Genomic DNA, 23,407 nt, shown 5'->3' with positions numbered 1-23,407 from the left:
TTATATGTCACGCAAGTCCGCAGCCGCCGCAAGACCCAAAACCGCGTACAAGGCGACCGCACCTAGCGGCGACGTGCGTGTACCCGCGCCCGGAGAAGGCAAGCGTGGCGAGCAAGGTTATCTCGGCTATCTCCTGCGCCAGGCCCATGCCGCGGTCCGCCTGACGATGGAACGGGCGCTGGCCGATCTCGGCGTGACATCGCCACAATTCGCGGTGTTGACCATGCTCAACGCGTATCCGGGACTATCAGGCGCCGACGTCGCCCGCCTCACCTTCCTGACGCCCCAGACTGTCGGCGTCATCATCCGCAACCTCGAACGCGACGGCGCGATTCTGATGACGCCCCATCCAGTCCACGGCCGCATTCAGCAATGGACGCTGACGCCGCGCGGCGCGACGCTGCTGAAGGACTGCCGCGAGCGTGTGATCGCGCTCGAGAAGCGACTTACTCGGGGTTTGGATAGCAAAGCGGAAACGACAATCCGGCGCTGGCTCGCCGGAATTGCGACTGATTTACAGCAGGACCAGGTGGATTGACGTTCGTCTCTGGCGAAGCCCTACCCGTCCTTCAACGCGTCCTTGACGTCGCCGGCGGGCCAAGTCTCGGTCGCGGCGATCACCCGCACGCGGGATCGATCCGTGGCATTGACCAGCACGTGCGAAGTCACCCGGTCGCGGCTCGGCTCCAGGTGCAGAGTGGTTTCGGGCTTCCAGCTCAGCGTGATCGCCAGATCGCCCGGAAAAATCTGCCAGCGCGATCCGTCGTCGAGCTCGACGACATGGCTTTCCGCATGCGCTTGTATCTTCATTCCACCTCGAATTCTCGATGACAGGCTGCGTGCGCGGAAGAGGCCCCGGCGATCAGCCGGGGCCTGCTCCGTTAGTCGTTGTCGTGATGAATCACGGTCTTTTCGCGATTGCCGAATTCATCCTGCTTCTTGATCACCGTGGTGCGATCAGAGGGCGCGCGCTCCCTGATGACGGTGGTGCGGTCGCGATCGCGGTCCCGCTCGCGGTACTCGTGGGACTGACCGACCGTCACGCCAGCGCCGACCGGGCCGACGTGAACGCCGACTTCATCCGCGAGCGCAGGCGCCGCAACGGCGGTGATCATGGCGGCGGCAAACAGATATGTCCTCATCATCTCTTCCTCCTTCCGGATACGAAGGGAATGCGGGACTGCGACAGTTTGTTCCGACAGAAAGCCTGATCCCGGGCCGCGCAGAATCAGCCGTGCGGCTGTTCCAGGAACCGACCCACACAGGCCATGTTTCGGGCTACAATGTGCCCATGACGCACGCTGATTCCTCCCTCCATCCGACTCGCCGCAGCCTGCTGCAATCGACGTTCGGTGCAGCCGCTCTGCTCGCATTCCCGACACGCGTCCTCGCCGCGCCTCCAGGCTTCGACGAATGGCGCGAGAGCTTCCGCGCACGTGCGATGGCCAAGGGCATTTCGGCCGCGACCTGGCAACGCGCGATGGGACGGGTCGAGCCCGACATGAGCGTGTTCAAGCAGATGCGCAGCCAGCCCGAATTCCACGAGCAGGTCTGGCAATACATCAATCGCCGCGTCTCCGACTGGCGCGTCATCAACGGCAAGATTGCGCTGAAGAACAACGAGGCGCTGCTGGCGCGCATCGAGCGGGATTTCGGTGTCGAGCGCGGCACGCTGCTGGCGCTGTGGGGCGTCGAGTCCGCTTATGGCGATCCCCTGGTGCAGCAGAACCACATGACGCCGGTATTTCCCTCGCTCGCCGCACTCGCCTGGAACGAGCCGCGCCGGAAGGCCTATTGGGAGACCGAGCTGATCAACGCGCTACGCATCGTCGACAAGGGCTGGAGCACGCCAGAGCAGATGCAGGGCTCCTGGGCCGGCGCGATGGGCCATTCGCAATGGATGCCGGAAGTCTGGCTCAATGTCGGCATCGACTATGACGGCGACGGCAAGGTCTCGCCCTTCGGCAAGCCCGACGACGCGCTGGGTTCGACCGCAAAATATCTCGTCAACCGCGGCAAATGGCATCGCGGCGAGCATTGGGGCTATGAGGTGCGCGCCGCCGGCAATATGAGCGGCAGCCGCACCTATGCGGCCTGGGCGTCAGCCGGCGTCACCCGCGCCGACGGCCAGCCGTTCCCGGAGCCAAACGCATCCGCGCAAATGTGGACGCCGGTTGCGGGCGGACCGACCTTCCTGCTCGGACCGAATTTCTATTCCGTGAAGAGCTACAACCCTTCCATGAACTATGCGCTCGCGATCTGCCATCTCGGCGACCGCTGCCTGGGGGCGCCGCCCTTCATCCAGCCCTTCCCCGGCTCCGAGCGCGCGCTGACGCTCGCCGAGGTGCAGGAGATGCAGACGCGCTTGACGAAAGCCGGTTTCGACACCGGCGGCACCGACGGCCGGGTCGGCAACGACACCATGAAGGCGATCAAGGATTTCCAGCAGCGCGCAGGGATTGCGCCGGCGGACGGCTATGGCGGGCTGAAGGTGCTGGCCAAGCTGCGGCAGGGGTCGTAGGTACGCCGTCATTCCGGGGCTCGCGTAGCGAGAACCTGGAATCCATTCCTCCGCATTGCTTGCTGCACGATAGATTCCGGGCTCGCGCCGAGTGGCGCGCCCCGGAATGACAGCCTGCCTCAATGCCGGTACTGCGGCTCTTCAGCGTCCAGCTGCCTGCGGATCGCGGCGAGATGCAGCCGCGCGGATTCGGAATCGCCCTCGCGCATCTGCCTGTAGGTCTCGGCCGCGATCGCGGGATCGACCGGCAGCACCTTGCGGCCCGTCGACATCGCCAGCACCTGTACCTCGGCGGCGCGTTCGAGGTAATAGAGATCGTCCCAGGCTTCCGCGATGGTGGGCGCCAGCACCATCACGCCGTGATGCTTCATGAAGACGATGTCGGCATCGCCGACGGCGGAGGCGATGCGCGCACCCTCCCGATTGTCGAGCGCAAGGCCGTTGTAGTCGCGGTCGACCGCGGTGCGGCCGTAGAATTTCAGCGCGGTCTGGCCGGCCCAGATCAAGGGATCGCCCTCGGTCATCGACAGCGCCGTCGCATAGGGCATGTGGGTATGGAACGCGACCTTGGCGCGCGGCAGGCGCTTGTGCATCTCGGCATGTATGTAGAACGCGGTCGCCTCCGGCACGCCCTCGCCGTCGAGCACGTTGCCGTGGAAGTCGCAGATCAGCAGCTTGGACGCGGTCAGCTCGCGGAAGGCGTAGCCGTAGGGATTAACGAGGAACAGATCGTCATGACCAGGCACGACGGCCGAGAAATGGTTGCAGATGCCTTCCTCAAAACCGTTGCGCGCGGCCATGCGGAAGCAGGCGGCGAGATCCTCGCGTGCGGTGCGAATTGCATCGGTGGCGAGGTCCGGCCGGTTCGAGCGGAATGGCGCTGACGCGGGTGAGGAAGCGTGGAGGCTGTGCGCCATGGCGAAGGACACCTCTGTCGGTCGAAAGCTGCCGTCTTGTACAGGGGCGGCGCCTGCGCGTCAGCCCCTGCGACCGCCACCCTGCCCTGCGCGGCTCAGGCCCGCCGCGGCACGCCGCCGGCATTCATGCCGCCGTCGATGACGAGCTCGCTGCCGGTGACGTAGCGCGAGGCATCGGAGGCCAGATAGAGCACGCCTGAGGCGATCTCCGCCGCCTGCCCCGCGCGGGCGAGCGGCGTGACGACCTTGGCACGCTCCTCGGGATCGATCGGCGCGTTCTGGCCGGCGCCGGTCGCACCGGTCGGGATCTTGCCCCAGATCGGGGTATCGATGATGCCGGGATGCACGGAATTGACTCGGATGCCGTCGCCGGCCGCCGCGCATTCCATCGCGATCGACTTGGCGAACAGCCGCACGCCGCCCTTGGTCGCCGAATAGGCGGACAGACCCGGCGAACCTCGCAGGCCCGCGAGCGAGGACATCATGACGATCGAGCCGCCGCCATGCTTGCGCATCAGCGGCAGGCAATGCTTGACCGAGAGAAACACGCCGTCGAGATTGATCGCGTTCTGCTTGCGCCAGTCGGCGAGCGTCATGTCGACGATCGATGGCACGGCGATGCCGATGCCGGCATTGGAGACGAGAATATCGAGCCTGCCGTAGAGCTTGGCGATTTCGGCGACGATATCGATCCAGCGCTCCTCGCTGGTGACGTCCTGCTCCAGGAATATCGCCTTGCCGCCGGCTTTCGTCACGCGCTTGGCGAGCTCGGGCCCGCGCAGCTCATCGATGTCGGTGATGACAACGGTCGCGCCCTCGCGCGCGAACAGCTCGACGATCGCCTCGCCGATACCCGAGGCGCCGCCGGTCACCAGCGCGACCTTGCCCTCAACCTGCCCTGCCATGTTCACTCCCTTTTTTGTTGTTTGAGGCCGTTATCTTTTACGCATGATCTCTGCGCAAACGCGTTCCGCGTTTGTCGCATCAGATCTTGCGTCATCTGATCACGGATGGCCCCTGGTCCGGTAGCGCGACGTCGATGACGCGGAACTGCACCCGCTCGACGCCTTGGTACCGGTCGACCGAAAGCGAACCGGCGACATGCAGTTGCTGGCCGCGGTTGGCGAGCAGCGCGTTGCCGAGCTTCTGGCCGATCGAGCGGAACGCGATGCCGTTGACGATGGCGCCATCGCCCGACTTGAAGCGCAGACGCAGATGCGCCTGCCCGACCTCGTCGGCAAAAACGAGCTGGTGTGCCGGCAGCGCCAGCACGGCTTCCGGATTGCCGCTGCCGAACGGACCGGCACGGTTCAACGTCGCCGCAAGCTCAGTCGTCACCGCGCGCGCGGAGACCGCGCCATCGATATAGAGCTCGTTGACGTGGCGCGCCTCCGCGACGTCCTGCGCCAGCGCGTTCTCGAGATAGCCGCGGAATTCGGCGAGCTTCTCTTTCCGCAATGTCACGCCCGCGGCCATCGCGTGGCCGCCGCCCTTGAGCAGAATTCCGTCAGTGACCGCCTGCCGCACGGCTTTGCCGATATCGACGCCCGCGATCGAGCGGCCCGAGCCGGTGCCGATGCCGCCTGGCTCCAGAGCAATGGCGAAAGCGGGCCGCGAGAACTTTTCCTTCAGCCGGGAGGCCACGAGGCCGACGACGCCGGGGTGCCAGCCTTCGGACGCCGTGACGATGACGCTGAGCTTGTCCTCGAGCCCGATCGAGGCCAGCGCCTCGGCTTCGGCTTGCGCTTCGGCCGCCTGCTCGATGACGCGGCGCTCGCTGTTGAGGCGGTCGAGCTCGGCGGCGATCCGCGCGGCCTCGACGCTGTCGCCTTCCAGCAATAGCCGCACGCCGAGATCGGCGCGGCCGATGCGGCCGCCGGCATTGATGCGAGGCCCCAGCATGAAGCCGAGATGCCAGGCCTCCGGCGGCCCGTTGAGCCGCGCCACATCCATCAGCGCGGTATGACCGACATGGTCGCGGCGCCGCATCGCGATCAGCCCCTTGGCGACGAAAGCGCGGTTGAGGCCGATCAGGGGCGCGACGTCGGCAACCGTCCCGAGCGCGACGTGATGCAGCATGCCGAGCAGATCGGGCTCGGGCATCTCCGTGCTCCAGAAGCCGCGCTGACGCAGCTCGCGGTTGACCGCAACCAGCGTCACCAGCACGAGACCTACAGCGGCGAGATGGCCGAGGCCGGAGAGATCATCGAGCCGGTTCGGATTGACCAGCGCGTCAACCTCCGGCAGCTCGGTGCCGGCCTGGTGATGGTCGATCACGACCACGGACATGCCGAGCCGTTTTGCTTCCGCGAGCGGCTCGATACTGGTGGTGCCGCAATCGACGGTGACGAGCAGCGTGGCGCCCTTTGCCGCCAGGCCACGAACCGCTTCGACATTGGGCCCGTAGCCTTCGAAAATGCGGTCGGGAATGTGGATCAGCGGATCGAGTCCGCAATGGCGCAGGTGCCAGGCGAGCAGCGCTGCCGAGGTCGCGCCGTCGACGTCGTAATCGCCGAAAATCGCGACCTTCTCGCCCTTCGCCGCGCCATCCGCGATCCGCTTCGCCGCGGCCTCCATCTCCGTCACGGTAAAGGGGTCCGGCAGGAGCTTGCGGATGGTCGGATCGAGGAAGTCGGCGACTGCGTCGATGTCGACGCCGCGGCCGGCCAATACCCGGGCCAGCAGTTCGGGAAGCTGGTGCCGCTGCACCATGGCGAGCGCCTGGGCCGCTCCGCGGGGATCCAGCCGGTCGCGCCAGAGCTTGTCGGTCAGCGAGCGCGCAACGCCGAGAAACGCCTGGGGCGCTTCGACGGGCAAGGCGGTTGCAGGCAGCGTCATGGGTCGCAATTGGTTTGAGGAACCCGGAGCCGACGGTATCGGTCCGGCTTGCAGGACGATTGACCCGGAATCCTCAGGGATTTGCAATCTCCGCGCCGCACAAAGCGGTGGATTGCCGATTTGCTGCGCCGACTGACTATCATTTGGGCATTCGGCGGAACAGCAAATTAAGCAGGCGTTAGGCGGAATCCTCGAAAAAGAATCGTATTCGATCTGTAAGCGATTGTTCCGGGTTCATTGCAGATCAGACCTCATTGCCAAGGGAAATCCCCGATGTCTGCTGCGCTGGGTCTGAAAGCCAAGCCGATCGCCACCGAACCCGCTGACGATGATTCCGACATCTCCGCGCTGATCAACCGCCTCACCGCGGAGGTCAACCAGATCGCGGTCGACAAGACCAAGTCGATCCAGCAGATCACCAACCAGATGAAGATGCTGGCGCTGAACGCGCTAATCGAGAGCTCGCGCGCCGGCGCGCAGGGCGCGGGTTTTGCGGTGGTGGCGCAGGAGGTGCGCGGCGTCGGCCAGCAGGTCGAGACCATCGCGCGCGAGCTCGAAAGCCAATTGACCAAACGCACCGGCGATCTCGTCGCCTCGATCGACCGCATGAGCCAGCGCTCGCGCGGCGAACGGATGGTCGACCTGTCGCTCAACGCCATCGAGCTGATCGACCGCAACCTCTATGAGCGCACCTGCGATGTGCGCTGGTGGGCGACCGATTCCGCCGTGGTCGATTGCGCGGCCTCGCCGTCCGCCGCCGCAGCGATTTCCCACGCCTCGCAGCGCCTGGGCGTGATCCTTGGCGCCTACACCGTCTATCTCGATCTCTGGCTCTGCGACCTCGACGGCAACGTCATCGCCAATGGCCGCGCCGACCGCTTTCGCGTGGTCGGCCAGAACGTCGCCCACACCAAATGGTTTCGCGAGGCGCGAACCTTGCGCTCCGGTGACGACTACGTCGCCGGCGACGTCGAGAACCAGCCGCTGCTGGGCAATGCGCAGGTGGCGACCTATTGCGCCAGCGTCCGAGCCGGCGGTCAGGCCCACGGCGCCCCGATTGGCGTGCTCGCCATCCACTTCGACTGGGAGGCGCAGGCTCGCGCCATCGTGCAGGGCGTGCGCGTCGGCGACAGCGACAAGGCCCGCGTCCTGCTGGTCGATTCGAATTTCCGTATCATCGCGGCGTCCGACGGCCAGGGCATCCTCAGCGAGCGCATCTCGATCTCGCTGAACGGCCAGCGCTCCGGCTTCTACCATGACCGCTCGGGTGCCCTGGTCGCGTTCCATGCGACCCCGGGCTATGAGACCTATCGCGGGCTCGGCTGGTACGGCGTGATCGTCTGCGGGACGTGAGACAGCCGGCCGATTCAAAAACCCGAAAACAACCCCATGCACAGTAGCCAAAGGGCTGCTTTCATTGGTGTTTTCAGCTGGGCTTGCTTCCTCGTTCTCTCAAACATTTTGACACGTCGGGCAAAACAGGGGCAATCTGCGAGCATCGCAGATCGTGCTTGCGGCATGAGGGAACGACCCTTCGCGGTTTTGTGACATCGCACCCCGGCTTCTGAAGCAGTTTCCGGCAAGCCGCGCCCGTTACAGGCAAGAGGCCCGCGTCCTTGATCGAATAGAGTCGCCTCGCATCACCTTAATCGACGTGAGCGAGTCCGCCCTGGCTAACCATCTCGCGCTCGTCACATGCCAAGGAGACATGCCATGAAGGTCGTCGTGATCGGCGGAACCGGATTGATCGGATCCAAGCTCGTGGCGAAGCTCAAACAGCAGGGTCATGACGCGGTAGCGGCCTCGCCGAAATCGGGCGTGAACGCCGTGACCGGGGAAGGCCTCGCGGCGGCGCTGGCCGGCGCGGATGTCGTGGTCGACGTGGCCAATGCGCCGTCTTGGGAGCCCGCCGCCGTGCTCGAGTTCTTCGAGCGCTCGAGCCGAAATCTCGCCGCGACCGAGGCCGCCGCAGCCGTCAAGCATCACGTCGCGCTCTCGATCGTGGGGACCGACCGCTCGCCCGACATCGCGTATTTCCGTGCCAAGCTCGCCCAGGAGACCATCGTCAAGGCCTCCGCGGTCCCCTACTCTATCGTCCGCGCCACGCAGTTCTTCGAATTCCTCGGCGCCATTGGCGAGGCGGGAGCGGCCGGAGACAAGATCGTCGTTCCATCGGCGCTGTTTCAACCGATCGCCGCCGACGACGTGGTCGATTGCCTCGCAGAGATCGCGACGGGGCGGCCGCTGAATGGCACCATCGACATCGCAGGCCCCGAGAAGGCCCCCTTCAATGAGTTCGTCGCGCGCCGCCAGAAAGCCTCCGGCGACAGCCGTACGGTGGTCGGCGACCCAAAAGCGCAATATTACGGCGCTTCCATTCAGGACACATCGCTGAACCCGCTCGGCGAGGCTCGGCTCGGGAAGACGCCGCTCGCAACATGGCTCGCGCGCCTCTGAGGGGCCGCCAGTGCCGCAATCAATACAGAAACGGCAATGAAGGAAATCCCATGCGCAGATTGCTGATCGCAACGGCGGTTTACGCCGCGTCTGTCCTGACGGTCCATGCGGCCGAGACGGCAGCACCATCGGCCAAGGTCACCGTCGTATTTGACCAGGCGCTGCCAAATGTCCCCGGCAAGAGCATGAAGGGCGTGCTGGTCGAATATGGTCCCGGGGGCTCGTCGCCGGCCCACATCCACGCGCCCTCCGCCTTCATCTACGCCACCGTCCTGGAAGGCGCGATCCGCAGTCAGGTCAATGACGGCCCGGCCAAGGTCTTTCAAAAGGGCGAGAACTTTTCCGAAAGCCCCGGCGACCGCCACGGCATCAGCGCGAACGCCAGCGATACCGAGCCTGCCAAGCTGCTGGCCGTGTTCGTGGTGGATACGGCCGACAAGCAGCTGACGACGCCTCTTGCGAAGTAGCGCCAGACCGGCAGGCTGGCTGGCGATTGCCACCAGCGTCAATTGGGACTCTCGACGAAAACGACTGGCGTGCCTTTCGACAGGCTCGCCGCGACGCGTTCGGCGTCCCAATTGGTGAGACGCACGCAGCCGTGAGATTCCGCCTTGGAGATCTTGCCCGGCGAAGGCGTGCCGTGAATGCCGTAGCCTTCAGCCGACAGGTTGATCCAGACAGTGCCGACCGGATTGTTCGGACCAGGCCTGATCTTGAAGGGCGTGCGGGAACGGACGCCCTTGAAGTGATAGTCGGGATTATAGCGATAGTACGGATTGCGGCTGATTTCCGTGACTTTGAGCGTGCCCGAAGGCGAAGGCTTGTCTTCGCTTCCGACCGTCGCGGGATAGAATCCAATCATGACATTTGATTTATCGAACAGCTTTACCGTCTGCCTGACCTTGTCGACCTCGACCCTGTCGGCCTTGGCAGGTGCACCATTGCCCTCGTTGCCAATGTTGACCACGACGATAATCTCGCCCGCCCGGTCGAAATGGCGCCCGGGGTTGAGCATCTCCAGGAGTTGCTCACTCATGTGGAATTTCTCGGCCAGCGCTTCGCGCGGGCTGGTGTAGCCGAGCTTCGGGATGTCCTTCATGTCTTCCATCTTCGACGGGAGCCTGGTCAGGAAAGGACCCGCCACGTCCTGCTGGGCGATGGTGTAGGTCGCGGTCGCCGGCCGGTCATCCGCTTGCAGCGCCTTCCAAACATCGTCCGATAGGGTATCGGAACTCGGCAATTGCCGCGCTTCCGCATAGGCCCGCAGCGCTTTCCTGGCATTCTCTCCGAACTTGCCGTCGATCTCGCCTAGCGAGAAGTGCGCCCGATCCAGGAGGACCTGCAAGCGCACGCCCGCCGGGGTCGGCTTCTCATTCGAGAGGCTCTTCTTCGTTGGCTGGGCAGAATTGACGGCTTCCGCCGACATCTCGGCAGCAAACGCTGGCGAGGCCGCCGCCAGGGCAAAGAAAAGTGAGATGCAAATCTGCCCCGTTTTCGTCAGGGACATCGCCGCCTCCTTTCAGGTTTCCTGCGGTTGCATGTTGAACCCTGGGGCTGCAGCGGCAACCAGCTCGCGATACCGTTGTTCATACTGCCGCGCCATTCGGCGTGCGGTGAAGCGTTCCTCGAAGCGGGCACGCACCTTCCTTCGATCCAGCTTGCCCAGTTCGTCGACGGCCTTGACCGCCTGCTCCTCGTTCTCGACGATGAAGCCGGTCACACCGTGCTCTATCACCTCAGGGACGGAGCCGGAACGGTAGGCGATCACGGGCGTGCCGCAGGCCATCGCCTCGATCATGACCAGCCCGAAAGGTTCCGGCCAGTCGATCGGAAACAAAAGCGCGGCCGCCTCGCTGAGGAAGGCCTGCTTTTTGATGTCATCGACTTCACCGATGAGCTGGATCTTTTCGCCGTCGATCCGGGGCTCGAGGTGCTTCCTGAAGTAGGCGGTCTCGGCGCGTGGGATCTTTGCGGCGATGCGGAGAGGCATCCGGGCCGCGTGCGCGATCCGGATAGCGTCCTCCGGCCCCTTCTCGGCGGTCAGACGACCAAGAAATGCCAGATAGGATCCGTCCTCATAGGAGGGGCGCAACAGCTCCGACGGCAATCCGTGCTGAATCGTTCCGATCCATTTCGCATCGGGAAGCGGCAAGCGCTGGTGATCGGAAATCGACACGAAGCTTGCCTCGGGGAATTGCCGGATCACGTCCGGTAACCCCGGCAGGTCGAGGCGGCCGTGCGTGGTCGTGAGGAACGGCACGCCAAGGCGAGTGAGCAGCGGCAGTGGCAGCCAGTCGACATGCGCGTGGATCACGTCGAATTCCCTCGCCCGCTTCGCGATCGCTTCCAGCAGCATCGCGCTGGCCGCCCCGGGATCCGCGCCCTTTCGGCCCAGTCGCAGCGCGCGTGGCCATACCGGGTGAAGCTTGCCGGTCGTCCGGGAGTCGCCACTGGCAAATAGCGTGACGTGGTGTCCAAGCTTGACGAGGTCGTCGACCAGCCAGGCGACTACCCGCTCGGTGCCGCCGTAGAGCTTTGGAGGGACGCTTTCGGCCAGGGGAGCAAGCTGAGCGATACGCATGATAGCCCGCCGCTATATCGCTGATCGGACGATCAGCACGATGGCTGCGGACAGGAGGTTCGAAATCGCGAGCAACGTCCAAGCCGGTCTGGCGCTTGCGCGCGCCAGGCGGCACAGGAGTCTCTCAAGCGACATCAACATGAGTCATCGGAAAGCCGCTCGAGATAGGCAAGCCCGAAACCCGTGAGTTCCTGGGCGTCGCCGTCGCTCTCTCGCGCTTCCCGTCTCCCTCGCAGATGGCGCTCGAGCAGGCAGCGACGGCCGTCGGCAGCATCGACATCGCGATGCCGCGCGCGGTACGCGCACCATGCGGTATCGACCGCTGTTCGTAGCGGGCCGTCGTCGACCATGTTCCCAGCTCCGACGTGAAGATGTTCATGGGACGCCAACTCGTCGCGACGGCGGAAGTTTCCAGTTTTTCCCGAAAGTCTAATACTGCCCGCAAGGCGAGTGCAGCAAGCGCTTGCTTCCTGGTGCGTGCAATCAGGCGGCGCGCCGCGCGGCCATCCCCGCGGCGAGCAGCAACGCGGCCCGGCTGGCTCCGATCGACGCGACGCCTTGCCCGGCAATGTCGTAAGCCGTCCCGTGCGCTGGCGTGCAGATCGGGAATGGAAAGCCGCCGAGCAAGGTGACGCCGCGGTCGAAGCCCATCAGCTTCATCGCGATCTGGCCCTGGTCGTGATACATCGTCAGCACGGCATCGAAGGCGCCGCCCTTGGCGCGCAGGAAGACGGTGTCGGCGGGAAACGGTCCCTCCGCGGCGATGCCCTCGCGCTGGCCGGCCGCGACCACGGGCGCAATGATATCGATCTCCTCGCGGCCGAAATTTCCGCCATCGCCCGCGTGCGGATTGAGACCGGCGACGGCGATGCGCGGCCGCGCGAAACCGGCGTTGCGCATGCAGGCATCGGTCAGCTGGAGCGCACGATGGATGCGTTCGCTGGACAACTTTGCAGCAACGTCCCTCAGCGGAATATGGGAGGTGACTCGCGCGTTCCACAGCCGGTCCAGCACGTTGAACTCGCTCGCCGCGGTCTTGAGGCCGACCACTTCGGCCGAAAACGCGATCTCGTCGTCGTACTCGGCGCGGGCAAGCCGCATCGCCTGCTTGTTGAAGGGGGTGAAGCAGACCGCCTCGACGCGGCCGTCGCGGCCGAGCTCGAGCGCGTGCTTGTAGTTCGTCAGCGCAAATTTTCCGCCGGCAAGGGTCGCGGTCTTCGGCTCGACCTCCTTGGGATTGAGATGGCCGAGATCGACGAACAGCGCCTCGCCCTCCGCCGCGCGAAGATCGGCCCCTTGCTCGACCATCTTCAGCGCCGGCTTGACGCCGGCAATGCGCGCGCCCTCCTCGAAGATGCGGCGGTCACCGATCACGACGAGCCGGCAGCCCGCGCGGATGTCATCCTGCGCCACCAGCTTGGCCGTCAGCTCCGGGCTGATGCCGGCGGGATCTCCCATTGCCAATGCAATCAGCGGCTTTGCGGTCATATGATCACCTTCTCCTGGGCGGTCGTTTCGGTCGCGGGGGCGGGCTTGCGCCAGAGACGCGCGAGCTGCAACGCGAGCGGAAGCAGCAGCAGCGCGATGCCGGCCATGATCAGGCATGTCACCAGCTTGTTCGCAACGAAGATCCCGAGCGATCCCTTCGACATCAGCATCGACTGCCGGAACGCATCCTCGGCCTTGTCGCCGATGACGATCGCGAGCACCAGCGGGGCCAAGGGATAGAACAGCTTCTTGAAGAGATAGCCGACGATTCCGAAGCCGAGCATCATGACGACATCGAGATAGGAGTTCGACACCGAATAGGCGCCGACGACGCAGATGATGACGATCAGCGGGGCGATGACCACGAAGGGAATCCGCATCAAGGCGGCAAACACCGGTACGGTCAGCAGCACCAAGGCGACGGCGACGATGTTGCCGACATACATCGAGGCGATCAGGCCCCAGACAAAGTCCTTCTGGTCGACGAAGAGCATCGGCCCGGGATTGAGGCCCCAGATCATCAGCCCGCCCATCATGACGGCCGCGGTCGCCGAGCCGGGAATGCCGAGCGAAAGCATCGGCAGCAGCGCGCTAGTGCCGGCTGCATGGTCAGCCGTCTCCGGCGAGATGATGCCTTCGACCTCTCCGGTGCCGAAATAGCGGCCGCGGCGCGAGAAGCGGCGGGCGATGCCATAGCTCATGAAGGACGCCGCGGTCGGCCCGCCCGGGGTGATCCCCATCCAGCAGCCGATTGCGGCGCTGCGCAGCAAGGCAACGCCATGCCGCGGCAGGCGGCCGACCGCGCGGAGCACCTCGCGCCAGTCGATCTTCGAGGACACCGCGCGGGCGTGGAATTCCTCTTCGACCGCAACCAGCAGTTCGCCGATGCCGAACAGGCCCATCACCGCGACGACGAAGCTCACGCCCTTGACGAGCTCGTCGACGCCCATGGTGAGGCGGACGCTGCCGGAGACGGTGTCGATGCCGATCGCGGCGATCGCAAAGCCGATCGCCAGCGCCACGAGGGTCTTGATCGGCGCGGCGCCGCCCATGCCGACGAAGCTGGCAAAGGCCAGGAAGTAGACGGCAAAGTATTCCGCCGGCCCGAAGGCGAGCGCGACCTGCGCCACCCAGGACGCGAGGAAGGTAATCAGGATGACGCCGATCAGCGCGCCGAACGCGGCCGAGCCGAAGGCGGTGGCGAGCGCCGTGGTCGGCCTTCCGTCACGCGCCATCGGATAGCCGTCGAAGGTGGTCGCAACCGACGACGGCTCGCCGGGAATGTTGAACAGGATCGAGGTGACCGAGCCGCCGAATAGCGCCCCCCAATACATGCTGGAGAGCAAAATGATCGCCGACACCGGCTGCATGCCGAAGGTCAGCGGCAGGAGCAGCGACACCCCGTTCGGCGCACCCAGCCCCGGCAGCACGCCGACGAGAATGCCGAGCAGCACGCCGACGACCATCAGCACCAGATGCGGCACGGTGACCGCGATGCTGAAGCCGTGGAGGAGTTCCCCGAGATTGTCCATCGGCCCTCCGTCAGAACCCGAAGGCGGCTGCGAGCGCGCCGTGCGGCAAGCTCACCTGGAACATGCGCTCGAACACGACGTAGAGCGCGAGCGCCGTCGCCGCCGCCATCCCCAGCGCGCGCGGCACCGATTGATGTCTGGGGATCGCCAGCACCGCGAAGACATAGAGCGCCGAGGCGACGTACATCCCGGCGAGCGGGATCGCGGCCACGAAGATCGCGGCCGGCACGAACAGGCCGGCAAGCCGGCGCAGCTCGATCGACGTGATCGCGATGGGAACGTTTGCCAGGGACGCAACCGGCAACACGCCCCGCACCAGGTTGTAGAGGCTGCCGAGCACGATGACGATGCCGGTCAGGAACGGAAACGTGCCGGCATCGACGCCCGCGCTCGACCAGCCGATGCCGTTGTCGAAGCTGGAGACGACGACGGCGACACCGAAGCCGCCGGTGAGGACGGCGGTCGCAAGTTCAAGCGCGCGGCGCGAGATCATGGGGGGCTCCGCTCAGAGGTCGGGCAATTGCCCGCTGTAGCCACGCATCCTTCCCCGGCGCTCGGTGTCGTCCCTGCGAACGCAGGGACCCATAACCCCAGGGAGGAATTTGACGAAGACTCAAGGTCACGTCGGTACAGCGACCGACACTTCTCGACAGATCACGCGGTATGGGTCCCTGCGCCTCCGCGCGCAATTGCGCGCTAGGCAGGGACGACAGCGGCGGATTTGGCATGATGGTCGACATGCTGCGGGAAGCCCTGCCCACATCGTCACCCCCGCTGCATGCGCCCCGCCTCACTTGACGAGCCAGCCCTGCTCGCCCGCCACCTGCTTGACGTGCTCGAGATCCTCCTTGATGAACTTGTCGAACTCGGCACCCGTCAGGAAGGTGTCGACCTGGGACGTCTTCTCGATGTAGTCCTTCCACTCCGGCGTCGCCTGCACCTTCTTCATGAGGTCGACATAGAACGCGGCCTGGTCCGGCGTGACCTTGCCGGGCAGCCACACGGTGCGCGGCTGCTCATATTGCTTGATGTCGAGCCCTTGCTCGACGCAGGTCGGAACATCGCCCCAGCCTTCGGTCGCGGTGACCTTGGCGCCCTGCGGCAGCCGCTTCGGGCTGAAAACGCAGAGCGGCCGCTGCGTGCCGCCGCGCCATTGCCCGAGGCTTTCGCTGGGATTGTTGACGTGAGAATCGAGATGTCCGCCGGCGAGCTGCACGGCGGTCTCGGCGCCGCTCTTGAAGGGGATATAGGTCAGCTTGACCTTGCCGGCCTTCTCGATCATGCGCGTCAGCACCTCGTCGGTGTCCTTCGACTGGGCGCCGCCCATCTTGAACTCGCCCGATCCGGCCGCCTTCAGATAGTCACCCGCCGTTTTGTAAGGCGCGTCCTGCTTGACCCAGAGCAAAAACTCGTCCTGCGCCATCGCCGCTACGGGGGTGAGATCGGTGTAGTTGAAGGCGACCTTGGAGACGAGCGGCTGCTGCCAGGCGTTCGAGGTGCCGAAAATCACCTTGTAGGGATCGCCGGCGGAGGCCTTGCCATAGACATAGCCTTCCGCGCCGCTGCCGCCGCCCTTGTTGACGACGACGATCGGCTGCTCCGTCAGCTTGTGCTTGGTGATGATGTTCTGCACCGCGCGGGCGAGATTGTCGGTCCCGCCGCCCGGTCCGGCGGTGGCCACGAACTCGATCGGCTTTTGCGGTTGCCAGGCGCTGAGCGCCGGCATCGTGCCGGCGAGCATCGTCGCGGCTGCGGAGAAGAATATCGACGTCCGACCCATGATTTCCTCCAGCGGATCTTGCCTTTTATCGTTGTCGTATCGACGCCCGGTCAGGCGACGCGTTCCTCGCGTCTTCCTGCGCCTAAGACGATTGCGCCTTCTTTTTCGAGCGCTTCGATTTGCTTCTGGTCGAACCCGTACTCGGCCAGCACCTCGCTCGTATGCTCACCATAGACCGGCGCGCCCGAGAGGACTTTGCCTGGGGTCTCCGAAAACTTGACGGGCAGACCGATCGTCTTCACCGGGCCGAGCGTGGAATGCTCGACCTCGACGACCATCTCGCGCGCCAGCGTCTGGGGATCCCTGAGCGCCTCCAGCATGTCATGCACCGGTCCGCACGGCACGCCCTTCTCGTCCAGTGCCGCGAGCCAGTGCGCTCGCGACCGGGTGCGAAAGCGCTCGCTCAGGACCGCTTCGAGCACTTTCAGATTTGCCATGCGGTCGGCCCCGGTGACGAAGCGCGGATCGGCGGCGAGTTCGCTGGCGCCAAGGGCTTCCAGCATCAAGAGCCAGTGCTTCTTGTTGGCGCCGCCGACCACGAGCCAGCCGTCGGAAGCCTCGAACGCCTGGTACGGCGCATTGAGCGGATGGGCCGAGCCCATCGCGCGCGGCGCGGTCCCCGCGGCGAGCGCGATGGTCGATTGCCAATAGGTTTGCACCAGGGCGGCCTCATAGAGCGAGGTCTCGACCCACTGCCCCTCGCCGGTCTTGAGGCGATGTGTATAGGCTGCGAGGATGCCCATGCTGGCGAGCAGGCCGGCGGTGATGTCCGAGAGCGGCGGGCCGCATTTGACCGGCGGACCGTCGGGGCGTTCGCCGGTAAAGCTCATGATGCCGCTCATGGCCTGCGCGACGAGGTCGAAGCCGCGGCGGTGCTTGTAGGGACCGGTGCGGCCGAAGCCCGACAGCGAGCAGTAGATCAGCGCCGGGAATTGCTCGTGCAGCGCCTCGTAGCCGAAGCCGAGGCGCTCCATCGCGCCCGGCGCAAAGTTCTCGACCAGCACGTCGGCATCAGCGATCAGCCGCCGTAGCACCTGCTTGCCGCCTTCGGTCTTCAGATCCAGCACGATGCCGCGCTTGTTGCGGTTCATCATCAGGAAGGAGGCCGCCTCCTCGCCGATCTTCGGCGGTACCGAATGGCGGGTGTCGTCGCCGTTCGGCGATTTCTCGATCTTGATGACGTCGGCGCCCATGTCGGCGAGCATCAGGGTGCAGGTCGGCCCGGCCATGACATGGGTGAGGTCGACGACCCTGAGGCCGGCAAGCGGTCCCGAACGGCGAGAATTGGATTGCGATCGATCGCTTTGCATCGGGCCCGTCCTATTGGCCGCGCCATTGCGGCGCGCGCTTGTTGAGGAAAGCATCGAGCCCTTCGCGAAAATCCTGGCTCGTGTAGCACATCAGGATGAGATCCTCGCCTTCGTCTCCCGTCAGCCGCTGTTGCAGCCGGCCGACCGCCTGCTTGGTCGCATTCAGCGTCAGCGGCGCATGACTGGCGACGAGCCGGGCCACTTCGTCGGCGCGCCGGTCCAGCGCAGCAAGATCCTCGACGATCTCGCCGAGCAGTCCGACGCTCGCCGCCTCCGTGGCATCGACAAGACGTGCGGTGAAGATCAGGTCCTTGACGCGCGCGGCGCCGATGAGTGCGGTGAGACGGCCGACATTGGACATCGACAGGCAATTGCCGAGCGTCCGGGCGATGGGGAATCCAATCTGGGCACTGCGTGTGCCGATGCGCAGGTCGCAGGCCGCGGCGATGCCGGCGCCTCCGCCGGTGCAGAACCCGTTGATCGCCGCGATGGTCGGCACCCGGCACTGTTCGAGCGTGGTCAGGACGCGATCGATACGGTTCTCGTAGTCGATCGCATCCTGCGGCGACTTGAACTCGCGGAACTGGTTGATGTCGGTGCCCGCGGCGAACGCCTTGTCGCCGGCCCCGCGCAGCACCAGCACCTTGATCGCATGATCGCTGTTGGCCTCTTCGCAGATCGCGGCGAGCCGCTCGTACATGGCGAAAGTGAAGGCGTTGCGGGCCTGGGGGCGGTTGAAGGTGATCCGCCCGATGCCGTCGTTGCATTCAAAAACGAGGTCGTCTGCCCCTACCGCCCGGTCCATTTCCTCATATCCTCTTGTTTTTTACATTTTTGAATGCAAAATCTGCGATTAGCAAGCTGGAACTTCGAAATATCGATCGAATACCCCAGTTTTGCATTCAAATTGGAGTGCTAGTCCCCCCATGCTTCACGAGGACGTCGTCGGCCGTATCCGGGCCATCCTGCTCGATGGCGAAATTCCGCCTGGCGCGCGGATTCCCGAACGCGAGCTATGTGAACGGCTCGAGATCTCGCGCACGCCGCTGCGCGAGGCACTCAAGGTGCTGGCCGCCGAAGGCCTCGTGCAGTTGCTGCCGCATCGCGGCTCGCGCGCGGCAAAGCTGACCGACAAGGACATGCGCGACCTGTTCGAGGTCTGCCAGGGCCTGGAGGCCCTCGCCGGCGAGCTCGCCTGCGAACGCATCACGGACGCCGAGATCGACGAGATCGCCGCCGCGCATGCGGCCATGGTGCTGCATTATCGCGACGGCGATCTGATCCAGTACTACCGCGGCAATCGCGCCATCCACGAGGCCATCGTCACCGCAGCCGGAAATCCCGTGCTCGCGGGGCTCTACACATCAGTGACAGCGCGCATCCGGCGCGCGCGCTACGTCACGCCGATGACGCCGCAGCGCTGGGCGCTCGCCGTGAAGGAGCATGACGCCATCCTGAACGCGCTCCAGCGCCGCGACGGCCTCGGCCTCTCCCACATTTTGCGCGCGCATCTCCGCCACAAGCGCGAAGAGGTCTTCCAGGCGGGTTTTGCCGAGACGGAAGGGAACGATCTCACGCTGAAAATTGCGTAAGGCGCAATTCGCGTTGTCCTGGCCAGTGAGTGCGTCACACGTGGCCTTCCCGCCCGGCAGCTCGTTCTCGCTCCGCGTGAATCTGCGCACTAATTCCACTTGCTAGCTTGTCGCGGCCGGAGCAGCATACTTCTCTGCCGACCTGCGGCCGCGTGGCCCGATCAGGCCGGTCCCAACGCGCGAACAATCGCGCAAAACAAAAGACAAAAGCGGAGGAAACGCATGACAATCGATGTCTCCCGTCGATCCCTACTCGCGCTCGGAGCTGGCCTTGGTGCCAGCGCCATGCTCGGCACCAGCGCGATGGCGCGGGCTCCCAAGCTCGGCACCCAGACGCCCTACTGGCACCGCTTCGTTCTCGGCGATGCCGAGGTCACCGTCGTGTCCGACGGGCCGCTGCCGCTCGGCGATCCCTCCGGAACCTTCACCGGCGTTCCCAAGGAAGAGGTGAAGAAGATGCTGGCGGACAATTTCCTGTCGCCGGACAACGTCGTGCTCGAACAGAACTCGCCGATCGTGAACACCGGCGACAAGCTCATCCTGTTCGATACCGGCATGGGCTCATCGAAGATGTTCGGCGCCAGCACCGGCCGGCAACAGAAGAGCATGACCGAGGCCGGCATCAAGCCGGGGGACATCGATGCCGTCGTGTGCTCGCATGCCCATATCGACCATATCGGAGGCATCGTCGACGAAGGCGGCAAGCCGCTGTTTCCGAACGCGCAGATCTACATCTCGCAGACCGATTTCGACTTCTGGACCGACGAAGGCAAGCTCGGCAGTCCGGCCAAGGACTTCGTCGTTCACGCCCGCAAGAACCTGCTGCCGGTCCGTGACCGGATCGTGTTCTTCAAGGACGGCCAGGAATTCCTGCCGGGCGTGCAGGCGATCTCCGCGCCCGGTCACACCGTCGGCCACACCATCTTCTTGGTGTCGTCGGCCGGCAAGTCCTTCGCCTTCCTCGGCGACCTCTCGCACCATTCCGTGCTGCTGCTCGAGCGGCCGCGCATGGAATTCTCCTACGACACCGATCCGAAGCAGGCCGCGGAATCGCGCGTCAAACTGCTGACGATGCTTGCGGCCAACAAGACCCCGGTGATGTCCTATCACTTCGCCTGGCCGGGCTACGGCCATGTCGCCAAGGCCGGTGAAGGCTTCCACTATTATCCCGAACCGATGCAGATGACCTTGTAGCTCGTCAGGTCCGGGCGGCGCGTGCGCCGCCCGGACCATGACTGCTCCTATTCCGCGGGCTCCGCGACCCCAGGAAGATTCGAGGTGGCGACGTCCGCCCGGGCACCGGGGAATATCCGCTTCACCAGCACGAACAGCGCTGGCACGAAGAAGATGCCGAGCACGGTCGCCGCGATCATGCCGCCGGCGACGCCGATGCCGACCGCATTCTGGCTGGCCGAGCCGGCGCCGGTCGCCACCGCCAGCGGCAACACGCCGAGGATGAAGGCGAGCGAGGTCATCAGGATCGGGCGCAGGCGCTGACGTGACGCGTGCAGGGTGGCATCGACGAGGCTCCGGCCGGCCGCGATCTGCTCCAGCGCGAATTCGACGATCAGGATCGCGTTCTTCGAGGCGAGGCCGATCGTCGTGAGCAGACCGACCTGGAAATAGACGTCGTTGGCCTGGCTGAACAGCGTCGCCGCGAGCAGCGCGCCGAGCACGCCGATCGGCACCGTCAGCATCACCGCGAATGGGACGGACCAGCTCTCGTAGAGTGCCGCAAGGCTCAGGAAGACGATCAGCAGCGAGATCGAATAGAGATACAGCGTCTGGCTGCCGGTGAGCCGTTCCTGGAACGACAATCCGGTCCATTCGTGGCCATAGCCCTTGGGCAGCCTGGCCATCTGCTCCTCCACCGCCTGCATGGCAACGCCCGAGCTGATGCCCGGCCCCGCCTGCCCCTGCAACTCGACGGCGGCAACGCCGTTGTAGCGCTCGAGGCGCGGCGAGCCAAAGCTCCAGCGATCGGTAGCGACCGCCGAGAACGGCACCATCGAGCCCGAGGCGTTGCGCACATACCAGCGGCCGATGTCGCTGGTATCCATGCGGAACGGCGCATCGCTCTGCACATAGACCTGCTTGACGCGGCCGCGGTCGATGAAGTCGTTGACATAGGCCCCGCCCCAGGCCGCCGACAATGTGGTGTTGAGATCGCTGAGGTTGACGCCGAGCGCGGTGGCCTTGGCCTGGTCGACGTCGAGGTTGAATTGCGGCGTATCGTCCTGACCGTTCGGCCGGGCCTGCGCCACGCGCTTGTCCGCCGCGAGCTGCCCGAGCAGCTGGTTGCGCGCCTGGATCAGCGCCTCGTGACCGTTGCCGCCGGTGTCCTGGAGATAGACGTCGAATCCGCCGGCATTGCCGAAGCCGGGGATCGACGGCGGCAGCACCGCGAACACCATGGCGTCGCGGATTTTCATGAACGCCCCCATGGCACGGCCGGCCACGGCCTGCGCCGAGGCCGCAGGACTCTTGCGCTCGTCGAACGGCTTCAGGCTGACGAAGGCGAGGCCGACATTCTGCCCCTGCCCCGCGAAGCTGAAGCCGCTGACCGCGAACACGCCGTCGACGGCATCCTTCTCGTTGTCGAGATATTGATGCTCGACCTGCTTGATCACGTCGAGCGTGCGCGTCGACGTCGCGCCGACCGGGAGCTGGATCAGGGTCATGATCGTGCCCTGGTCCTCGTCGGGCAGGAACGAGCTCGGCAGCCGCTGGAACAGCAAGACCATGCCGGCGACGATCGCCGCGAAGGCGATCATCACCCCGGCGACGCGCCTGATCGCGGCGCCCGCGGTGCGCTGATAGCCGTCGGCCATGCGGTCGAAGCCGCGGTTGAACAGGCCGAAGAAGCCGCGTTGCGCGCCATGGTGTTGCGGCGGCTTCAGGATGGTGACGCACAGCGCCGGCGTCAGGATCAGCGCGACCAGCACCGACAGCAGCATCGCCGTGACGATGGTGAGCGCGAACTGCCGGTAGATGATGCCGACCGAGCCGTTGAAGAACGCCATCGGGATGAAGACGGCCGAGAGCACGACGCCGATCCCGACCAGGGCCCCGGTGATCTCGCGCATGGATTTCTCGGTCGCCTCGCGCGGGCTAAGCTGCTCCTCGGCCATCACGCGCTCGACGTTTTCGACCACGACGATGGCATCGTCGACCAGGAGGCCGATCGCCAGCACCATCGCGAACATCGTCAGCGTATTGATGGAATAGCCGGCGAGCGAGAGCACGCCGAAGGTCCCGAGCAGCACCACCGGCACGGCAATGGTCGGAATGATGGTGGCGCGCCAGCTCTGCAGGAACACGAACATCACGACGAAAACCAGCGCGATCGCCTCGAACAGCGTGTGGATCACCTTCTCGATCGACAGCTTGACGAAGGGCGTGGTGTCGTAGGGGTAGACGACGCGGAGCCCCTCCGGCATGGTGGCGCTGAGCTGGGCAACGCGCGCCTTCACCGCTTCCGAGGTCGCGACCGCATTGGCGCCGGTCGCAAGGCTGATGCCCATGCCCGCGGCCGGCTTGCCGTTGTAGCGCGCGGCGGAATCATAGGACTTCGAACCGAGCTCGACCCGCGCGACGTCGCCGATACGGACCGTCTGACCGGTCGTGGCCGTGCGCAGGATGATGTCCTTGAATTGCTCGACCGTCTGCAGGCGGCTCTGCGAGGTGATGGTGGCATTGAGCTGCTGGCCGCCGACAGACGGCAGGCCGCCGAGCTGGCCGGCGGTCACCTGCGTGTTCTGGGTCTGGATCGCCGCGGTCACGTCGCTGGGCATCAGATTGTATTTGGCCAGCTTGTCGGGATCGAGCCAGATGCGCATGGCGTATTCGGCGCCGAACAACGTCACCTGCCCGACGCCGGCAACGCGACTGATCGGATCGTTGACCGAGGAGGCCACGTAGTCGGCGATGTCGCTGGCGGCAAGCCGACCGTCCTCGGAGACGAAACCCAGCACCATCAAGAAGCTCGCCGAGGACTTCACGACCTTGATGCCCTGCTGCTGCACGACCTGCGGCAGCAGCGGAGTTGCAAGCTGCAGCTTGTTCTGCACCTGCACCTGGGCGATGTCGGCATCGGCCCCGTTGGTGAAGGTCAGCGAGATCTGCACTTGGCCCGTCGAGGTGCTCGACGACGACATGTATTGCAGATAGTCGAGACCGGTCATGTTCTGCTCGATGACCTTGGTCACCGAGTTCTCCGCGGTCTCGGCATTGGCGCCGGGATAGGTCGCCGTGATCGTGACGACGGTCGGCGCGATCTGCGGATATTGCGCGATCGGCAGCCGCATGATCGCGAGCACGCCGCCCAGCATGATCAGGATGGCGATGACCCAGGCGAAGATCGGCCGCTTGATGAAGAAATGGGACATGAC

At 65.2% G+C, this 23,407-nt stretch carries 22 protein-coding genes; 7 read left to right on the top strand and 15 right to left on the bottom strand.

The window, feature by feature from the left end:
* Window positions 1–4: 4 nt before the first annotated feature.
* Entirely contained in the window at window positions 5–538 is a 534-nt protein-coding gene (locus tag XH81_RS37450) for a MarR family winged helix-turn-helix transcriptional regulator (RefSeq protein WP_028144777.1), read from the top strand.
* A 20-nt stretch (window positions 539–558) separates the two neighbouring features.
* Here the strand turns inward: XH81_RS37450 and XH81_RS37445 are convergent, their stop codons facing one another.
* Entirely contained in the window at window positions 559–810 is a 252-nt protein-coding gene (locus XH81_RS37445) for a hypothetical protein (protein WP_028144778.1), read from the bottom strand.
* A gap of 71 nt (window positions 811–881) precedes the next feature.
* Window positions 882–1,142 carry a hypothetical protein gene (locus XH81_RS37440; RefSeq protein WP_028144779.1) on the bottom strand — a complete coding sequence of 87 codons (261 nt, stop codon included), beginning with the start codon at window positions 1,140–1,142 and terminating at the stop codon, window positions 882–884.
* Between the two features lie 149 nt (window positions 1,143–1,291).
* Between XH81_RS37440 and XH81_RS37435 the strand changes: the two genes are divergently transcribed.
* On the top strand, window positions 1,292–2,521 hold the full coding sequence (locus tag XH81_RS37435) for a lytic murein transglycosylase (RefSeq protein WP_028144780.1): 1,230 nt from the start codon (window positions 1,292–1,294) through the stop codon (window positions 2,519–2,521).
* Window positions 2,522–2,640: 119 nt separating this feature from the next.
* On the opposite strand, the gene XH81_RS37430 is transcribed toward XH81_RS37435, so the two are convergent.
* The 3 genes from XH81_RS37430 to recJ all read right to left on the bottom strand — a co-directional run bounded on the left by XH81_RS37430 (window position 2,641) and on the right by recJ (window position 6,276).
* Complete coding sequence (locus XH81_RS37430) at window positions 2,641–3,438, bottom strand: aldolase (RefSeq protein ID WP_028144781.1); 798 nt, start codon at window positions 3,436–3,438, stop codon at window positions 2,641–2,643.
* A gap of 95 nt (window positions 3,439–3,533) precedes the next feature.
* On the bottom strand, window positions 3,534–4,343 hold the full coding sequence (locus tag XH81_RS37425) for an SDR family NAD(P)-dependent oxidoreductase (RefSeq protein WP_028144782.1): 810 nt from the start codon (window positions 4,341–4,343) through the stop codon (window positions 3,534–3,536).
* A 91-nt stretch (window positions 4,344–4,434) separates the two neighbouring features.
* On the bottom strand, window positions 4,435–6,276 hold the full coding sequence (gene recJ, locus XH81_RS37420) for a single-stranded-DNA-specific exonuclease RecJ (protein ID WP_028144783.1): 1,842 nt from the start codon (window positions 6,274–6,276) through the stop codon (window positions 4,435–4,437).
* 273 nt (window positions 6,277–6,549) lie between these two features.
* Here recJ and XH81_RS37415 point away from each other — a divergent pair, with 273 nt between their 5' ends.
* The 3 genes from XH81_RS37415 (at window position 6,550) to XH81_RS37405 (ending at window position 9,200) form a co-directional block, all read left to right on the top strand.
* A complete protein-coding gene (locus tag XH81_RS37415; protein WP_028144784.1) occupies window positions 6,550–7,629 on the top strand; it encodes a methyl-accepting chemotaxis protein in 1,080 nt (359 codons plus the stop codon).
* A gap of 360 nt (window positions 7,630–7,989) precedes the next feature.
* Complete coding sequence (locus XH81_RS37410) at window positions 7,990–8,733, top strand: SDR family oxidoreductase (protein ID WP_028144785.1); 744 nt, start codon at window positions 7,990–7,992, stop codon at window positions 8,731–8,733.
* Between the two features lie 50 nt (window positions 8,734–8,783).
* Entirely contained in the window at window positions 8,784–9,200 is a 417-nt protein-coding gene (locus XH81_RS37405) for a cupin domain-containing protein (protein WP_028144786.1), read from the top strand.
* Between the two features lie 38 nt (window positions 9,201–9,238).
* On the opposite strand, the gene XH81_RS37400 is transcribed toward XH81_RS37405, so the two are convergent.
* The 9 genes from XH81_RS37400 to XH81_RS37360 all read right to left on the bottom strand — a co-directional run bounded on the left by XH81_RS37400 (window position 9,239) and on the right by XH81_RS37360 (window position 18,229).
* Window positions 9,239–10,240 carry a L,D-transpeptidase family protein gene (locus XH81_RS37400; RefSeq protein ID WP_271596810.1) on the bottom strand — a complete coding sequence of 334 codons (1,002 nt, stop codon included), beginning with the start codon at window positions 10,238–10,240 and terminating at the stop codon, window positions 9,239–9,241.
* Window positions 10,241–10,252: 12 nt separating this feature from the next.
* Window positions 10,253–11,314, bottom strand: a complete 1,062-nt coding sequence (locus tag XH81_RS37395) for a glycosyltransferase family 4 protein (RefSeq protein ID WP_028144788.1) — start codon at window positions 11,312–11,314, stop codon at window positions 10,253–10,255.
* 134 nt (window positions 11,315–11,448) lie between these two features.
* On the bottom strand, window positions 11,449–11,664 hold the full coding sequence (locus tag XH81_RS37390) for a hypothetical protein (RefSeq protein ID WP_080670301.1): 216 nt from the start codon (window positions 11,662–11,664) through the stop codon (window positions 11,449–11,451).
* 133 nt (window positions 11,665–11,797) lie between these two features.
* Window positions 11,798–12,802: a 4-hydroxythreonine-4-phosphate dehydrogenase PdxA gene (locus XH81_RS37385; RefSeq protein ID WP_028144789.1), complete on the bottom strand. Its 1,005-nt coding sequence runs from the start codon at window positions 12,800–12,802 to the stop codon at window positions 11,798–11,800.
* On the bottom strand, window positions 12,799–14,334 hold the full coding sequence (locus XH81_RS37380; RefSeq protein WP_028144790.1) for a tripartite tricarboxylate transporter permease: 1,536 nt from the start codon (window positions 14,332–14,334) through the stop codon (window positions 12,799–12,801). The genes XH81_RS37385 and XH81_RS37380 overlap by 4 nt, the downstream gene beginning before the upstream one ends.
* Window positions 14,335–14,344: 10 nt before the next feature.
* Window positions 14,345–14,827, bottom strand: coding sequence for a tripartite tricarboxylate transporter TctB family protein (locus tag XH81_RS37375; protein WP_028144791.1), 483 nt, complete (start codon window positions 14,825–14,827; stop codon window positions 14,345–14,347).
* A gap of 297 nt (window positions 14,828–15,124) precedes the next feature.
* Entirely contained in the window at window positions 15,125–16,114 is a 990-nt protein-coding gene (locus XH81_RS37370; RefSeq protein ID WP_028144792.1) for a Bug family tripartite tricarboxylate transporter substrate binding protein, read from the bottom strand.
* Window positions 16,115–16,164: 50 nt separating this feature from the next.
* Window positions 16,165–17,424 carry a CaiB/BaiF CoA transferase family protein gene (locus XH81_RS37365; protein ID WP_028144793.1) on the bottom strand — a complete coding sequence of 420 codons (1,260 nt, stop codon included), beginning with the start codon at window positions 17,422–17,424 and terminating at the stop codon, window positions 16,165–16,167.
* 10 nt (window positions 17,425–17,434) lie between these two features.
* Window positions 17,435–18,229, bottom strand: coding sequence for an enoyl-CoA hydratase/isomerase family protein (locus XH81_RS37360; protein WP_028144794.1), 795 nt, complete (start codon window positions 18,227–18,229; stop codon window positions 17,435–17,437).
* Between the two features lie 121 nt (window positions 18,230–18,350).
* Between XH81_RS37360 and XH81_RS37355 the strand changes: the two genes are divergently transcribed.
* A complete protein-coding gene (locus XH81_RS37355; protein WP_028144795.1) occupies window positions 18,351–19,016 on the top strand; it encodes a GntR family transcriptional regulator in 666 nt (221 codons plus the stop codon).
* Between the two features lie 222 nt (window positions 19,017–19,238).
* Window positions 19,239–20,210, top strand: coding sequence for an MBL fold metallo-hydrolase (locus XH81_RS37350; RefSeq protein WP_028144796.1), 972 nt, complete (start codon window positions 19,239–19,241; stop codon window positions 20,208–20,210).
* 47 nt (window positions 20,211–20,257) lie between these two features.
* Here XH81_RS37350 and XH81_RS37345 read toward each other — a convergent pair whose 3' ends face one another.
* The gene (locus XH81_RS37345; protein ID WP_028144797.1) at window positions 20,258–23,404 is read right to left on the bottom strand and encodes an efflux RND transporter permease subunit; all 3,147 of its coding nucleotides are present in this window, start codon (window positions 23,402–23,404) and stop codon (window positions 20,258–20,260) included.
* Window positions 23,405–23,407: the final 3 nt, after the last annotated feature.

The sequence above is a fragment of the Bradyrhizobium sp. CCBAU 25360 genome (genome assembly GCF_028128695.1).
In the GTDB taxonomy this organism is placed as follows: Bacteria; Pseudomonadota; Alphaproteobacteria; order Rhizobiales; family Xanthobacteraceae; genus Bradyrhizobium; species Bradyrhizobium ottawaense.
The sequence above is the reverse complement of the archived record's forward strand: the minus strand, read 5'-3'. Positions and strand labels throughout refer to the sequence as shown.

Bases quoted from the DNA above. Each gene is read 5' to 3' on its own strand.
- XH81_RS37450 (WP_028144777.1), top strand. From the start codon at position 5: ATGTCACGCAAGTCCGCAGCCGCCGCAAGACCCAAAACCGCGTACAAG.
- XH81_RS37445 (WP_028144778.1), bottom strand. From the start codon at position 810: ATGAAGATACAAGCGCATGCGGAAAGCCATGTCGTCGAGCTCGACGAC.
- XH81_RS37440 (WP_028144779.1), bottom strand. From the start codon at position 1,142: ATGAGGACATATCTGTTTGCCGCCGCCATGATCACCGCCGTTGCGGCG.
- XH81_RS37435 (WP_028144780.1), top strand. From the start codon at position 1,292: ATGACGCACGCTGATTCCTCCCTCCATCCGACTCGCCGCAGCCTGCTG.
- XH81_RS37430 (WP_028144781.1), bottom strand. From the start codon at position 3,438: ATGGCGCACAGCCTCCACGCTTCCTCACCCGCGTCAGCGCCATTCCGC.
- XH81_RS37425 (WP_028144782.1), bottom strand. From the start codon at position 4,343: ATGGCAGGGCAGGTTGAGGGCAAGGTCGCGCTGGTGACCGGCGGCGCC.
- recJ (WP_028144783.1), bottom strand. From the start codon at position 6,276: ATGACGCTGCCTGCAACCGCCTTGCCCGTCGAAGCGCCCCAGGCGTTT.
- XH81_RS37415 (WP_028144784.1), top strand. From the start codon at position 6,550: ATGTCTGCTGCGCTGGGTCTGAAAGCCAAGCCGATCGCCACCGAACCC.
- XH81_RS37410 (WP_028144785.1), top strand. From the start codon at position 7,990: ATGAAGGTCGTCGTGATCGGCGGAACCGGATTGATCGGATCCAAGCTC.
- XH81_RS37405 (WP_028144786.1), top strand. From the start codon at position 8,784: ATGCGCAGATTGCTGATCGCAACGGCGGTTTACGCCGCGTCTGTCCTG.
- XH81_RS37400 (WP_271596810.1), bottom strand. From the start codon at position 10,240: ATGTCCCTGACGAAAACGGGGCAGATTTGCATCTCACTTTTCTTTGCC.
- XH81_RS37395 (WP_028144788.1), bottom strand. From the start codon at position 11,314: ATGCGTATCGCTCAGCTTGCTCCCCTGGCCGAAAGCGTCCCTCCAAAG.
- XH81_RS37390 (WP_080670301.1), bottom strand. From the start codon at position 11,664: ATGGTCGACGACGGCCCGCTACGAACAGCGGTCGATACCGCATGGTGC.
- XH81_RS37385 (WP_028144789.1), bottom strand. From the start codon at position 12,802: ATGACCGCAAAGCCGCTGATTGCATTGGCAATGGGAGATCCCGCCGGC.
- XH81_RS37380 (WP_028144790.1), bottom strand. From the start codon at position 14,334: ATGGACAATCTCGGGGAACTCCTCCACGGCTTCAGCATCGCGGTCACC.
- XH81_RS37375 (WP_028144791.1), bottom strand. From the start codon at position 14,827: ATGATCTCGCGCCGCGCGCTTGAACTTGCGACCGCCGTCCTCACCGGC.
- XH81_RS37370 (WP_028144792.1), bottom strand. From the start codon at position 16,114: ATGGGTCGGACGTCGATATTCTTCTCCGCAGCCGCGACGATGCTCGCC.
- XH81_RS37365 (WP_028144793.1), bottom strand. From the start codon at position 17,424: ATGCAAAGCGATCGATCGCAATCCAATTCTCGCCGTTCGGGACCGCTT.
- XH81_RS37360 (WP_028144794.1), bottom strand. From the start codon at position 18,229: ATGGACCGGGCGGTAGGGGCAGACGACCTCGTTTTTGAATGCAACGAC.
- XH81_RS37355 (WP_028144795.1), top strand. From the start codon at position 18,351: ATGCTTCACGAGGACGTCGTCGGCCGTATCCGGGCCATCCTGCTCGAT.
- XH81_RS37350 (WP_028144796.1), top strand. From the start codon at position 19,239: ATGACAATCGATGTCTCCCGTCGATCCCTACTCGCGCTCGGAGCTGGC.
- XH81_RS37345 (WP_028144797.1), bottom strand. From the start codon at position 23,404: ATGTCCCATTTCTTCATCAAGCGGCCGATCTTCGCCTGGGTCATCGCC.